This window comes from Flavobacterium sp. GT3R68 (assembly GCF_007109225.1).
In the GTDB taxonomy this organism is placed as follows: Bacteria; Bacteroidota; Bacteroidia; order Flavobacteriales; family Flavobacteriaceae; genus Flavobacterium.
Map to the genome: position 1 here is coordinate 288101 of NZ_VJZK01000003.1, position 14564 is coordinate 302664.

A 14564-nucleotide genomic window follows, 5' to 3' on the forward strand; every position below is an offset into this window, starting at 1 on the left:
ATTCGCATTACACGAATCCTTTTTTATATAGTAGAATTTAAAGACTATTTTAATGTGAAGCTCGTTTTTGAAATCAACTCGCTTTTATCAAATATATTCACAAAATAAGTTCCTTTGGCAAAATCTTTACCTGGCAAGTCCTGAGTTACCTGAACCGATTTGTTTTCATATTTCACAGTTGTAATAAAGCTATAAGTCAAACTCTTATCTCCGAAAGATTCGGTTTTCTTATCACCCAAAACGTTATTTTTACTATCAATCACCTGAACATAGTACGTTTTGTCTTCCGATTTTGCTATTGCATTTTCAGCTATCGTAAAACTGATTTTTAATACATCAGCACGTCCGGCTTTTTCGGTTTCAATCTGTTTTCCGGAACTTCTTATCTTGTAAGCTGCTGTTTTTAAATTTAAAACACTCAGTTTAGAACCTTTTTCAACCGTTTTAGCAAGTTCTTCGTTTTGTCCCACTAAAACTTCGTTGTATTTTTTCGCTTCGCCTAATACAACAACTGTACTGTCTCGCTCTGTAGTTAAAGTTGTATTTTGTTTCTTTAGCAAATCATTTTCCTGCACCAAACCTTTCATTTTGGTCTGCAATGCAAAAAATTGGGATTTGTATTTAGCCATCGAGGCGGCATCACCTTTTGATTTTTGCAAATCAGCCATCAGCATAACCACTTTTTCTCTTTCTGCTATTAATTCATCAGACATGGATGTGTTTTCTGCAATGGCAGCATCATAGGTAGACTTTAGTGCTTCCAAATCTTTCATCACATTTGCTTTCTCAATCTTTGTGCTATCTAAAGTTAGTTGAGTGGTATTGGCATCAGAAGTCACTTTATAAATATATACTAAACTTCCTGCTAGAAGAAGTGCTAATACAATAATAATTGCTTTTAGACTTGAATTGCTTTTTTGATTTTCCATATGGTTTAAATTTTTTACTAAAATAATAATAATTCCTTTGTTATAACGAAAATTTCTATAATTATATTATTTTTGGTAAAACAATTTTTCATGGAAAAGCTTATCCCATTTACAATTAATGATCTGGCAAAAGTTACCAACTATCGATGCGGAGAGATTAAGTTTGGAGAAAAAATGTTTACCATTCCTAAAGATGCTGATATCATTTCATTTCTGCATAATTGCGAGGCCAAGTATGTTTTGTTCGGTATCCCCGAAGATATTGGTGTTCGGGCAAATTATGGTAGACCCGGAGCGGCCTCGGCCTGGAATAGTGCTATTAAAAGTATCGCCAATATCCAGCACAATAGATTTTGCAAAGGCAACCAATTATTGGTGTTGGGTCATTTGGATGTTACCGAAGCAATGGCGACCGTGCAAAATTTTGACTTCAATGATAACAATGACCGTAAAAAACTGAATTTATTGGTCGACCAGATTGATAAGGATGTTTCTCATATCATTTTCAATATCGTAAAAGCCGGCAAAATCCCTATAGTTATAGGTGGCGGACATAATAATTCGTACGGAAATATAAAAGGAACTGCCTTGGCAAAGGGAAAACCGATTAACGCTATTAACTTTGATGCCCACTCGGATTTCAGGATTCTGGAAGGACGACATAGTGGCAATGGATTTTCTTATGCGTATGAGGAAGGCTTTTTGAAAAAATATTTCATCTTTGGACTCCACGAAAACTATACTTCGAAAAGTGTATTGGATTCCCTGAAAAAAATTGAAGACCGCGTCCGGTTTAACACTTATGACGAGATTAAAATCAGGAAGCAAAAGTCTTTTGACGCAGAAATAGAAAAGGCTGACGAATTTGTTGCCGATGATTTTTACGGAATTGAAATCGATCTGGATGCCATCCCTAACATCGCCAGCAGTGCCATGACTACAAGTGGTTTTTCAGTGGAGGAACTACGTCAGTTTGTCTATCATTTCGCCCAAAACCAAAAAGCGGCATATATTCACATCTGTGAAGGAGCCCCGGATCTGAGTGAAGAGCAGAACAACCATTTGATTGGAAAATTAATAGGCTATCTGGTGACGGATTTCATGAAGGCCAATTTTGTAGTTGTACCCGTTTAAGTTTTTTCGCTAAATAAGCCCCTCAAAACCATCATTAAATCGATATAAATTAATTAAGACTATCTTTGCAAAAATATTTTGTGTAAAACACGAGATACTTAATTCCCAATTTATGTTATTCGAAGATTTATCACTTTCAAAAAGTATACAAAAAGCCGTATTTGAAGAAGGCTACCTTTCAGCAACTCCAATTCAGGAAAAAGCTATTCCAATCGTTCTGGCGGGTCAGGATTTGATTGGCTGCGCGCAAACAGGAACAGGGAAAACCGGCGCATTTGCTATCCCTATTATTCATCAATTGCACCGAATTGTCGGCTCCTCTAAAAAAGCGAAGCAAATCCGTGCGTTAATAATAACTCCTACAAGAGAATTAGCGGTACAGATCGGACAAAGTTTCGATACGTATGGTAAATATACCAACTTGACACAACTGACCATTTTTGGCGGCGTTTCTCAGGTACCACAGGTGGAAACATTAAAAAAAGGGGTGGATATTTTAGTAGCTACTCCAGGCCGATTATTAGATTTGCACAAACAAGGTTTTATCGATATCGATCATCTGCATGTTCTGGTTCTTGATGAAGCGGATCAGATGCTGGATATGGGGTTTGTCAATGATGTGAAGAAAATCGTTAAGCTTACACCAAAAAACAGACAGACATTATTCTTTTCTGCCACCATGCCCATTGCCATCAGGGAATTAGCCGAAATGTTCCTTACAGATCCAGCAACCGTAACAGTGTCACCAATTTCTTCTACTGCAGAAAATGTGGAACAGCATCTTTATTTTGTCGAAAAAACAGAGAAGAGAAATTTATTATATCACCTGATTAAAAACGAAAACCTGTCGGATGTTTTGGTATTCTCCAGAACAAAACATGGAGCGGATAACGTGGTTAAAGCCCTGCGAAAACACGATATTGCTGCTGAAGCCATCCATGGAGATAAATCCCAAAATGCGAGACAACGGGTTTTGGATGCCTTTAAAAATAAAGAGGTTGGTGTTTTGGTTGCCACCGATATTGCCGCACGTGGAATCGATATTGACCAATTACCGTATGTAATCAATTTTGATCTTCCTAATATTCCTGAAACCTATGTACACCGTATTGGCCGTACAGGTCGCGCCGGAAACGGAGGAATTGCGATTTCTTTTTGCAGTAAAGACGAGCATCAATATTGGAAAGACATTCAAAAACTCATTAAGGTGGATGTGAAGACAATTTCGGATCATCCTTATCCTTGGCATGCAGGTGGTTCCCCCGATGGAGAGGCAAAACCTAAAAACTCCAATCGTAGTGCGGGCGCCCATAAATCAAGGAAATCCCCTACTTCAAAAGCCAATAAAAAGCGTTGGTACTAACTTGACCTTTAGATTTGGTTAATAATTTACATTTTTAACACATTTAATTTCATTTTTTTAAGAATCTGTTGACGGAGATTTTATACTGATTTCACTACTTTTATAGTAAGTTTTAATCAATTTAATTCAAAGTATTATGGAAACACTTCTTAAAAGAAACGGGCTGTCCTCTCCAGTAAATACTCTGATTGAAGACTTTTTTTCAAAAGATATTTTTGATTGGGCTGATAAAAATTTTGCCGCAGTTGGTGCGAATTTACCATCAGTAAATTTAAAGGAAACCGATAATTCTTTAGAAATTGAGATGGCCGTTCCGGGAATGAAAAAAGAAGATTTTAAGGTGGAAATTGACAACAACATGCTTATCATTTCATCTGAAAGAGAAGAAGAGAAAGAGGAAAACAGAAAAAAAGATAATTATGTTCGTAAAGAGTTCAATTACCGCTCCTTTTACAGATCATTTTTTCTTCCTGAATCCATTGATGAGAATAAAATAGATGCCAACTATATTGACGGTATCTTACATGTAGTGGTAGCCAAAAAACTAATCGACAAAAAGAAATCACCTAAGACGATTTTGATGAAATAAGTATTCCTTTAAGGAATAAATTTTAAAAAGAAACACTGACATTAGTCGGTGTTTTTGTTTTTATTAATCTGATTACTAATCACCTGGAACAACTTGACCGGTTCAAATGGTTTGATAATTATATCGTTCATTCCGGAGGCAATTACCTCTTCGATCACTTCTTCTTTGGCAAACGCCGTTAGTGCAACTATAGGAGTAGTAATACCTAATTCCCGTATCTTTTTGGCGCTGTCAAAACCATTAATTACCGGCATATTCAGGTCCATCAGGATAACGTCAAACGTTTCTTTCTTGAGTAATTTTAAGGCAATAAGTCCATCATCCACAACCTGACATTTAAAATTATTGCCTTCCAGTATCTTTTTGGTTACCATCTGATTGATCTTATTATCTTCCACGACTAATACTCTGAAAATCTGGCTGGAAGTCAAATCCACTTCAAAATCACTGATAATCTTATTGGATTTTACGATATCGACTATAAAACCAATGGTGAAAGTAAAGGTGGTGCCCTCACCTTCTCTACTGTCAAGTGAAATTTTACTGCCAAACAATTCAATAAGCCGTTGTACAATAGCCAACCCCAAACCAGTGCCCTGATAGTCGTCTTCTTTACGTTCTATCTGAACAAATTTCTCGAAAATTTTAGCCTGATCGTCCTTCGCAATTCCAATTCCATTATCCTTTATCTGGAACTGAATATAATTCATTTTATTTTCAACCCTTATCAAATCTGCGGTGACTGTTACTTTTCCTTTTTTGGTAAATTTTAGTGCATTACTGATCAAATTCATCAATATCTGTGAAAGTCGAAGTTTATCCCCAATTAAAAACTCAGGTATTGCCGAATCGATTTCGCATTTCAGTTTATTTTTATTCTTATTGGCAATAAACTGCAGTGAACTCAACACCGTATTGATTTCATCTGTAATATTGAAAGTCAGGTTTTCCAATATAATTTTATTCTCCTCGATTTTATTGATTTGTAAAATATCGTTCACCAGTGACAACAGGTATTTCGCTGAAAATTTGAGAGAATTGATGTATGGACTGTTGATCAGCTCTTTGTGTTCATCCAATATCATATTAGTAATGCCTACCACTCCATATAACGGAGTACGCAATTCGTGGCTTATAGTAGATACAAATTGGGTTTTAAGCAGAGAAGCTTCTTCAGCTTTTTCCTTTGCAAATTTCAGCTCCTGGTTAGCGGCTGTCAATTCTAAATTTATTTTCTTTCTGAACCTGTTATTTTTATACAGCGTGTATAATAATAGAAGTAAAATCAGAAATACGATAATAAACAGGATTACGACAATTTTGGACTGTTTTATGTTTTTGTTCTGAATGTATTTCTCGGATTCAATCTTATCAACCTGTCGTTTATATTCTTCCAGTTCCACACTTAAACCGGCGACTTTTACAGCCTTGGTACGTTCTTCATTATAATATTTGGTCGCCAGTTCACTGAACTTATCGGAGTAATAATACGCTTTATCAAATTGTTTGGTCTTTGCATATAATTTAGCCAGATAATCATAGACATCTGCTGCATTGGCTTCCAATAATTTTGGGATGTCTTTTTCAGTGTAGTCAAGAGCCGTTTTTAATGCTGTTTCAGCCTTGTCAAATTCATTGGTATGGGTGTAATACAAACCGTATAGAGAATATAACGAAATATTGGCTTCCAGATCATCTGTCTTTTTTACAATCGGCTCGGCATTTCTCAGATATGGTAACCCACCATCATAATTATCCATTAAAAAATACGCACTCGCAATATTTAAATTGATAAACATCACCTGCGTATTATCATTAAGCTTTAAGGCATATGATAAGGCTGTCTCGTAATATTCTATCCCTTTTTTATAACTGATTTTACGATAGTAGTAGACATTTCCAAGATTGTTATTGAGGGCATAAATCAGGAAATTATCCGAAGCAGCATTAGCACTTTTCACACCTTTGTTATAAAAACTGATGGCTTTGTTATAATCCGAAAACTCTTCAAAATTCAGCGCAATGAGATTATACGACCGCGCCATGAGTTTATTGTCATTGATCTTATGGGCTTCGTCCAACGCTTTTCTGGCAAGACGTAATGATTGGTCGCATTCTAATTTGCGGAGATAATCACTCGCTTTTACAATCATATCATTAATATCTGAACTTGTTACCTTTTCGGATTGGCCGGAAGCCAGCTGAAAAGCTAATAATACAAATAAAAATAACAGGCGTTGAAGCATTTTGACAGTAAAATTTTAGAGATTACTAATGTAATAAACCTTTTGAATAATGAACGCTATTTTCTTATATTTTTTTATGAAAGAAGTGATAGTGAGATTATTATCAGCAATAACAACAATCCACGTAAAAACAAAAAAGAGGCTCATGAGCCTCCTTTTTGTTTTAACTTCTAATCAGTTTTCTATATTTAAGTCGTTTCGGAGTTAAATCCCCGCCTAAACGTTTCTTTTTATTTTCTTCATACTCAGAGAAGCCACCTTCGAAATAATATACTTCCGAATTTCCTTCAAAAGCCAGAATGTGTGTACAAATCCTGTCCAGGAACCATCTGTCGTGTGAAATCACTACCGCACAACCTGCAAAATTCTCCAAACCTTCCTCTAAAGCCCGAAGCGTGTTGATATCCAAGTCATTTGTCGGCTCATCCAGTAAAAGTACGTTTCCTTCTTCCTTTAAAGTCATCGCAAGATGCAAACGGTTTCTCTCTCCACCGGAAAGTGTAGATACTTTTTTATTCTGATCGCTTCCGCCAAAGTTAAATCGGCTCAAATAAGCACGGGAGTTAACTTGTCTTCCACCCATCATAATCAATTCCTGCCCATCGCAGAAGTTTTCCCAGATTGATTTATCCGGATTGATATTAGAGTGCGCCTGATCTACATAAGCAATTTTGACGGTTTCCCCTACTGAAAATTCTCCGCTATCGGTTTCCTGCTCTCCCATAATCATTCTGAAAATAGTCGATTTACCGGCACCGTTAGGTCCAATGATTCCAACAATTCCAGCCTGTGGTAAAGTAAAGTTCAAGTTATCGTACAATAATTTATCTCCGAATCCTTTTGCCACATTTTTGGCTTCAATAACATTTGTTCCTAAACGCGGACCATTTGGGATGTAGATCTCCAAATTCTCATCCAGAGCTTTTTGGTCTTCATTCAATAATTTATCATAGTTCTGCAAACGCGCTTTCTGTTTCGTCTGACGGCCTTTTGCTCCTTGACGCACCCAGTCCAATTCGCGTTCTAAGTTTTTTCTGCGTTTTGAGGCAACTTTTTCTTCCAATGCCATTCTGCTTGATTTTTGGTCTAACCAAGAAGAATAATTCCCTTTCCATGGAATACCTTCACCTCTGTCCAATTCCAAAATCCATCCGGCAACGTTATCAAGGAAATAACGGTCGTGCGTTACTGCAATTACAGTTCCTGCATATTGTGCCAAATGTTGTTCTAACCAAAGTACACTTTCAGCATCCAGGTGATTCGTAGGCTCATCCAAAAGCAAAACGTCCGGTTGTTGCAATAATAAACGACATAATGCTACACGGCGACGCTCTCCTCCTGATAAATTTTTAATTGGTGTATCGCCTTCAGGAGTGCGCAGTGCATCCATCGCGATTTCTAGTTTGGTATCAATTTCCCAAGCACCTAACGCATCAATTTTGTCTTGCAATAATGCCTGACGGTCCATTAGTTTTTCCATCTTGTCGGCATCTTCATACACCTCCGGCAAACCAAACATATCGTTGATTTTATTAAACTCATCCAAAACTGACATCGTTTCGGCAACTCCTTCACGAACCACTTCAATAACTGTTTTTGCATCGTCTAATTGCGGTTCCTGCTCCAGATAACCCACAGTATATCCGGGGGCGAAAACCACATCTCCCTGATAGTTTTTATCGACTCCTGCAATAATCTTCAATAAAGAAGACTTTCCAGAACCATTTAGTCCTAAAATACCAATTTTTGCTCCGTAAAAAAAGCTCAAATAAATATTTTTTAATACTTGTTTATCACTGCTTGAATACGTTTTACTCAATTTTGACATTGAGAATATTACTTTCTTATCGTCTGACATATTTAATTATTTTTATTTTTATTAATTTATTAGAGGCGTCCTTTCAATGAACTGAAAACCCATGCATTGGCTAAAAATCCAACTCCCACTGCACCAAAACCCCAACCTGCAGTATCATCATATCGGAAAGCACCCAATGCAATTAGTAGCAATCCCATGATTATCATTATTAAAGTAGCCCATCCTAAAATAGTATTTTTATTCATTCCCATAAATTCTGGTATTTTTATTATTTCAGAAGCGCAAATATCGGGAATTTAAAGGAATTTGAATATATCATTTTGCAAATATTTGAAGTCCAGTGAACCAATTTGCATGAAATTGAAATTTTAATACTCTATTAGTATTTTATCCTTTTTAAAATCAATTATATAATTTTTGTAAGAATTTATAATTAAAACTATACCGGAAATACTAATTAGCCACGATTGTTTTGAGCGGTTGTTTAAGTCACTTTGCTTAATCTATTAATTGCTAATTAATTATATTTATTTAAAAATTTTCTTGTTAATTTATTTTCTTTCTCTAAGAAAAATCTTAATTTCGGCATTGAAATTTATTTGCAAATTCATCTCAAAAAACAATTTTTAATCAATTAAAATTTAATCATGAAAAAACCTTTTTTCGCAAATTTCTTAGAAAACCAAATTTCTAAAGAAGAAACAAATTCAATTCAAGGTGGTGCAACTTCTCCTCTTAGAGATAATGTACAAACAATGAAATATCCATCTGACAGTGATGCAGATGAGAGTGGGACTACAAAACCAACGGCAGATATTTCACACACAATGAAATATCCATCAGATGGTGATGATGATACTACAACGTCTATCTAATACATCTCTAAGCAATAGCCTTCGGGCTATTGCTTTTTTTATCTAAAAAATTTTCTAAATGATTTTATGTATAAGTCATAGCGGCGATTTCTACACGATTGATATTGTAATCAATACATTAAGGAAATTAGGAAAAGAAGTGGTCCGATTGAATTCGGATACCTTTTCAGATCAAATATCTTTTCATTATACAGCCGGTTTAGAAGGCTTTGAAGTTACACTAACATCTGAAGGGAAAACTTTTTCAGCTAAAGATATTGAAGCCGTATGGTATAGAAAATTGTGGAAAATCACTGTCCCGGAAGAATTGGATGAATGTTATTCCGGCATTTTTCAGCAGGAATACTCGATTATGCGAAATTTATTTTTCGAATCGATACCCAACGTTTTCTGGATGAATCCAATGGCGTTGGACCATCGAGTTTCACAAAATAAATTAGAGCAATTGCGAATTGCTTCATCGTGCGGAATTGATATTCCGGAAAGCATTTTTACAAATGATGCCGAAAAAGTACAGACTTTTTTTCATGAAAAGTGTCATGGAAATATGATTGCAAAGCTCCACGGTTCCTTATCCCGGAGCATGAAAGGAGATGCTCCATTTTTTCCGACAACTTTAATTACTGAAGATAATTTAATTCATCTGGATTCATTGTGCTATTGTCCAATGATTTTTCAGCGGATGATACCTAAAGAATATGAGTTACGAATTATATATGTTGACGGGATTTTCTTTACAGGAAAAATTGACGCAACCGCTTCCGAAACAGGAAAAATAGACTGGCGTGCAGCAAATGATTTGTCAGGATGGGAAAAATATACACTTCCACCTGAAGTGTGCAGCTCATTAACTAATATGATGCTGAAAATGGGGCTTTTCTTTGGTGCAATCGATATGATTCGCCAAAAAGACGGCCGCTACATTTTTTTAGAAGTAAACCCGCAGGGAGAATGGGGAATGTTACAAAGGGATTTGGATTATCCCATTGGCGAAGCTATCGCCGAAAAGTTGGTTTCAAAAACAAAACAACTTGATACTATTGAAAATAACACCGTGATTCCTTTTCTTGAGGAGATTGCATTACTATATAAATTATGAAAAAAGTACTGATTATTACACATTCATCCGATAATGAGTGTATCAATGTGGTTTCTGATAAATTAAGAAAATTAAATGCAGAACCTATCCGTTTTAATGTCGACGAATATCCAGTGCATTATTCGCTCAGCAGCTGTTATGAAAATGATCGGTGGAATGTCTATCTTGATTATAAAGACAACAGAGTAAATCTACAGGATATCGATGCTTTGTGGTACCGACGCAGCCATAACATAGCAAACGGATTGCGTGCTATTATTGAACCTGAATATCTGGGTGGTGTTTTGGGAGAAATAAGAACGACGTTGTTCGGAATGTTAGAAGCCTGTCATTGTTTTAATATTGGTAAATACAGTCAATACAGAAGATTTGACAGTAAGGAAGAGCAAATGAAAATTGCATCAGGCCTTGGATTAAAAGTACCTGAAACCTGCATTACAAACAGTCCGGAAGAAGCAAAACGTTTTGTTTTGGCTCATCCAAATGGCGCTATAGCTAAAATGCAAAGTGCCTTTTCGATTGTGAGAGAGGGTGTGGATAATGTTGTTTTTACCAATGTTATTACAGAAAATAATTTAGAATCGATTGAAACCCTGCAATATTGTCCTATGCAGTTTCAGGAAAAATTAGAAAAAGCATTAGAGTTAAGAATCACAATTGTGGGCGATAAAGTTTTTTCTTTTGCGATAGATTCCCAAAAAATGGACAATGCAAAAATAGACTGGCGTCGCGAAGGTGTTGCTTTATTGGGTGATTGGGTTCCTTACGATTTACCAAAACCGATTGAAGAAAAATTACTAAAAATGATGGATGTCTATCAGGCAAACTATGGAGCCATTGATATTATTGTTACTCCCGAAGGAGAGCATTACTTTTTAGAAATTAATGCTGCCGGTGAATTTTTCTGGTTGGACCGATTGTGCGATGGCGCTATTTCGGACCAATTGACAAAAGTATTGGTCGGTGATGCTTTTAGAAGATATACCCCTGTATTTGCCGAAGAATTTGTCAATATTTAAATCTTAATTTAAAATATAAACATGCCGATTACTTGTAGTAGTCGGCATTTTTTTTGAATAAATAATTAATTAAATATTTTCACCAGCATTTCTTTCAATAAATCGTGTTGGGGTAATGAATTAGCGCCCACTCCTTTACTTTTCACATCAATATCCCTTAGCGTTCCAACGATAGCACTGACTTTTTTCATTGGATAATTTCTCAACGCCACATCATAATCCTTTAAAAAATACGGATTGACACCCAAAGCAGCAGCGACATTTTTTGGATTCCTGTCTTTCAATCCATGGTATTTCAAAAGCTGGATAAAAAAACTGAAAACAAGGCTCGTAGTTACCACAAGTGGATTGTCCTTTGGGTTATCCGAAAAATATTGCGCAATCTGATAAGATTTTAACTGGTTGCGTTCCCCAATGGCCTTGCGCAATTCGAATACGTTAAAGTCTTTACTGAATCCGATGTTTTCTTCGATATGCTTTGGAGTTATTGTGCTTCCTTTTGTCAAAATAATCTGAAGCTTCTCCAGTTCGTTATTGATTTTACTCAAATCTGTCCCTAGGAATTCGACTAACATCGCCGAGGCCTTCGGATCGATCGTGTAATTTTTACCGGCGAGAACCCGTTTTATCCAATCGCCAACCTGATTATCATAAAGTTTTTTACTTTCGTAAACGACACCTGATTTGGCTATATTTTTGGTGACTTTTTTACGCTTGTCCAATGTTTTGTATTTGTAACAAAAAACCAAAACCGTTGAGTCCATTGGGTTTTCGGCATACGCTTCTAATCTGTCGATGGTTTTGGTCAGATCTTGTGCTTCTTTTACAATTACCACCTGGCGTTCGGCCATCATCGGATAGCGTTTGGAAGTGGAGATAATATCTTCCATCGAAACATCCCTTCCATAAAGAACCGTCTGATTAAAGCCCTTCTCTTCTTCCGAGAGGACATTTTGTTCGATATAATCCGATAATTTATCAATATAATAAGGCTCCTCCCCCATCAGAAAATAAATCGGTTTGATGTTTCCGTTTTTTATATCGTTTACGATTTTTACAACCTCGTCCATGGTGTCTTTTCTCTTTAATCTATTGTCTAAAATCCTTACTTTTGCTTCATGCAAAAATTGAATTTCCCTTCTTATCCGTTTCGCTTCAAAAATAGCGAAAATAAAGTCGCCATCTTCGATGAAATTCGTAAAAAATTTGTCATCCTTACACCCGAGGAATGGGTCCGCCAACATGTAATTCAGTTTCTACTGTTGGAAAAAAATTATCCGAAATCGCATATCAATGTTGAAAAATTGTTAAAAATCAACGATTTAAAAAAACGATATGATGTAGTGGTTTTTAATCCCGATGGTACTATTTTTATCCTGGTGGAATGCAAAGCTCCCGAAATCAAAATTTCACAGGGTACATTTGACCAGATTGCCCGCTATAATATGACTTTGAATGCGCAATATTTAATGGTAACCAACGGCCATAATCATTACTTTTGCCAAATGGATTACAAACAGGAATTGTATCAGTTTTTACAGGAATTACCAAATTATCAACTTTTATGAATAAAATAGCTGTTGTGATCCTGAATTGGAATGGCGTAAAATTGTTGGAACAGTTTTTACCATCCGTTGTGAAATATTCTTCGGAAGCCACTATTTACGTTGCAGACAATGCTTCGACTGATGATTCTGTTGCTTATATTAAGGAACATTTTCCGACAGTTCAAATTGTTCAGAACACAGACAATTTTGGCTTTGCCCAAGGGTATAATGAAGCTTTGCAGCACATTGATGCCGAAATCTATGCCTTAGTTAATTCGGATATTGAAGTAACCGAAAATTGGTTGAAACCCATATTGAAAACTTTTGAAAAAGAGCCGAAAACCGCTATTATCCAACCCAAAATATTAAACTTCAAGAACAAGCAATATTTTGAATATGCCGGGGCTGCTGGTGGTTTTATTGATCGGTATGGTTATCCTTTTTGCCGAGGGCGGATTTTTGACACCCTTGAAAAAGATAATGGTCAATATGATGATAATCGTGAAATCTTTTGGGCTTCCGGTGCATGCTTTTTTATCAGAAGCTCAGTTTATAAGGAATTAAAAGGTTTTGATGCCGATTTTTTTGCCCATCAGGAAGAAATTGATTTGTGCTGGAGAGCTTTCAATAAAAACCATATAACAAAATATATAGCAGATTCGGTGGTTTATCACGTTGGTGGTGCGACTTTAAATGAATCGAATCCAAGAAAGACGTTTCTCAATTTTAGAAATTCTTTATTAATGCTTACCAAAAACCTCCCGAACAATGCTTTGTTTAAAGTGCTTTTTTTGAGATTAATTTTAGATGGGATCGCGGGAATAAAATTTCTTTTTGAAGGCAAACCCACTCATTTAATGGCAGTTATAAAAGCGCACTTTTCGTTTTACAGGTTATTTTACAAATATTACAAAAAGCGTGAACAGCCTCAGTCAAAAAAATATTACAAGATAAAAAGTATCGTTTATACCTATTATGTCAATAATGGCAGGGTATTTGAAAACCTTTTTTAACAATAGTTTAAGAATCAGATTCAACTGTTCATCAATTTAAACCTTAATTTTATAAAAACAAAAAAATCATTTTATGAGAAAAATCATTTTAGCGCTATCAGTAGTTGCATTACTTACAACTTCATGTGGTACAAAAAAGAAGATTGCCGCCCTAGAAAGTAAAAATAAAGAAATTCAGGATTTGCTTAACACTTGTACTGTGAAACTTAATACTTGTTTGACAGAAAAAGAAGCTTACGCCAACCAAATTGATTTTTTAAAGAAAAACAATAGTGATCTGATCAATAACATGGGCAACATGACCACCTTATCTACTAAAGGTGCTGAGAATATTGAAAAAGCTTTGGAATCCATCAAAGAAAAAGATTTAAAAATTACCAGAATGCAGGATGCATTAACCAAAAAAGACAGTGTTACCCTTGCATTGGTAACCAGTTTAAAAGGCGCTGTTGGTATTTCGGACCCGGATATTGAAGTCAATGTTGAAAAAGGAGTTGTATTCATCTCTATTTCCGATAAACTATTATTCAAAAGTGGGAGCTATAATGTAAGCGACCGTGCTAAAGAAGTATTAGGTAAAGTAGCTAAGGTAATCAACAGCAAACCGGATTTTGAATGTATGGTAGAAGGGCACACTGATAATGTTCCTTTTAATGGAAATGGGATTCTTATAGACAACTGGGATTTGAGTGTAAAACGATCAACTGCAATTATCCGTGTACTGACAAAAGATTTAAAAGTGAATCCGGCGCAATTGATTGCTGCAGGAAGAAGCGAATTTATTCCATTGGTACAAAACAACACTCCTGAAAACAGAGCTACCAACAGAAGAACGCGTATTGTGATTTTGCCAAAAATCGATCAGTTCTATGATATGATTGAGAAAGAAATGAAGAAACAATAATTTCTTGTTTACAGTTAAAAAGCCCCG

The 14564-nt window shown here is 35.8% G+C and carries 14 protein-coding genes; 9 read left to right on the plus strand and 5 right to left on the minus strand.

Translation table 11 applies throughout. The annotated features are described in order from the left end of the window. Window positions 1–44 precede the first annotated feature (44 nt). Complete coding sequence (locus tag FNW07_RS07720) at window positions 45–929, minus strand: hypothetical protein (RefSeq protein ID WP_126742915.1); 885 nt, start codon at window positions 927–929, stop codon at window positions 45–47. A gap of 90 nt (window positions 930–1019) precedes the next feature. Here FNW07_RS07720 and FNW07_RS07725 point away from each other — a divergent pair, with 90 nt between their 5' ends. The 3 genes from FNW07_RS07725 to FNW07_RS07735 all read left to right on the plus strand — a co-directional run bounded on the left by FNW07_RS07725 (window position 1020) and on the right by FNW07_RS07735 (window position 4015). Then, window positions 1020–2063, plus strand: a complete 1044-nt coding sequence (locus tag FNW07_RS07725) for a formimidoylglutamase (protein ID WP_126742916.1) — start codon at window positions 1020–1022, stop codon at window positions 2061–2063. A gap of 112 nt (window positions 2064–2175) precedes the next feature. After that, a complete protein-coding gene (locus FNW07_RS07730) occupies window positions 2176–3426 on the plus strand; it encodes a DEAD/DEAH box helicase (protein WP_126742917.1) in 1251 nt (416 codons plus the stop codon). Window positions 3427–3562: 136 nt separating this feature from the next. Further along, entirely contained in the window at window positions 3563–4015 is a 453-nt protein-coding gene (locus FNW07_RS07735) for an Hsp20/alpha crystallin family protein (protein WP_126742918.1), read from the plus strand. 41 nt (window positions 4016–4056) lie between these two features. On the opposite strand, the gene FNW07_RS07740 is transcribed toward FNW07_RS07735, so the two are convergent. From FNW07_RS07740 to FNW07_RS07750, 3 genes are all read right to left on the minus strand, one after another. Further along, window positions 4057–6261: an ATP-binding protein gene (locus FNW07_RS07740; RefSeq protein WP_126742919.1), complete on the minus strand. Its 2205-nt coding sequence runs from the start codon at window positions 6259–6261 to the stop codon at window positions 4057–4059. Between the two features lie 163 nt (window positions 6262–6424). Then, entirely contained in the window at window positions 6425–8119 is a 1695-nt protein-coding gene (ettA, locus tag FNW07_RS07745) for an energy-dependent translational throttle protein EttA (RefSeq protein WP_126742920.1), read from the minus strand. 29 nt (window positions 8120–8148) lie between these two features. Continuing rightward, window positions 8149–8331, minus strand: a complete 183-nt coding sequence (locus tag FNW07_RS07750) for a CAL67264 family membrane protein (protein ID WP_126742921.1) — start codon at window positions 8329–8331, stop codon at window positions 8149–8151. A 396-nt stretch (window positions 8332–8727) separates the two neighbouring features. On the opposite strand from FNW07_RS07750, the gene FNW07_RS07755 reads away from it, so the two are divergent. The 3 genes from FNW07_RS07755 to FNW07_RS07765 are packed head-to-tail and all read left to right on the plus strand — an operon-like array spanning window position 8728 to window position 11073. Next, window positions 8728–8955: a microviridin/marinostatin family tricyclic proteinase inhibitor gene (locus FNW07_RS07755; protein ID WP_126742922.1), complete on the plus strand. Its 228-nt coding sequence runs from the start codon at window positions 8728–8730 to the stop codon at window positions 8953–8955. Between the two features lie 58 nt (window positions 8956–9013). Next, window positions 9014–10054 carry an MvdC/MvdD family ATP grasp protein gene (locus FNW07_RS07760; protein WP_126742923.1) on the plus strand — a complete coding sequence of 347 codons (1041 nt, stop codon included), beginning with the start codon at window positions 9014–9016 and terminating at the stop codon, window positions 10052–10054. Then, window positions 10051–11073: an MvdC/MvdD family ATP grasp protein gene (locus tag FNW07_RS07765; protein ID WP_126742924.1), complete on the plus strand. Its 1023-nt coding sequence runs from the start codon at window positions 10051–10053 to the stop codon at window positions 11071–11073. The genes FNW07_RS07760 and FNW07_RS07765 overlap by 4 nt, the downstream gene beginning before the upstream one ends. A 65-nt stretch (window positions 11074–11138) precedes the next feature. On the opposite strand, the gene holA is transcribed toward FNW07_RS07765, so the two are convergent. Then, the gene (gene holA / locus FNW07_RS07770) at window positions 11139–12143 is read right to left on the minus strand and encodes a DNA polymerase III subunit delta (RefSeq protein WP_126743068.1); all 1005 of its coding nucleotides are present in this window, start codon (window positions 12141–12143) and stop codon (window positions 11139–11141) included. A 48-nt stretch (window positions 12144–12191) separates the two neighbouring features. Here holA and FNW07_RS07775 point away from each other — a divergent pair, with 48 nt between their 5' ends. The 3 genes from FNW07_RS07775 to FNW07_RS07785 all read left to right on the plus strand — a co-directional run bounded on the left by FNW07_RS07775 (window position 12192) and on the right by FNW07_RS07785 (window position 14537). Beyond that, the gene (locus FNW07_RS07775) at window positions 12192–12641 is read left to right on the plus strand and encodes a type I restriction enzyme HsdR N-terminal domain-containing protein (protein WP_126742925.1); all 450 of its coding nucleotides are present in this window, start codon (window positions 12192–12194) and stop codon (window positions 12639–12641) included. Further along, on the plus strand, window positions 12638–13633 hold the full coding sequence (locus tag FNW07_RS07780; protein ID WP_126742926.1) for a glycosyltransferase family 2 protein: 996 nt from the start codon (window positions 12638–12640) through the stop codon (window positions 13631–13633). Before FNW07_RS07775 ends, FNW07_RS07780 begins: the two co-directional genes overlap by 4 nt. A gap of 73 nt (window positions 13634–13706) precedes the next feature. After that, the gene (locus FNW07_RS07785; protein WP_126742927.1) at window positions 13707–14537 is read left to right on the plus strand and encodes an OmpA family protein; all 831 of its coding nucleotides are present in this window, start codon (window positions 13707–13709) and stop codon (window positions 14535–14537) included. Window positions 14538–14564 lie beyond the last annotated feature (27 nt).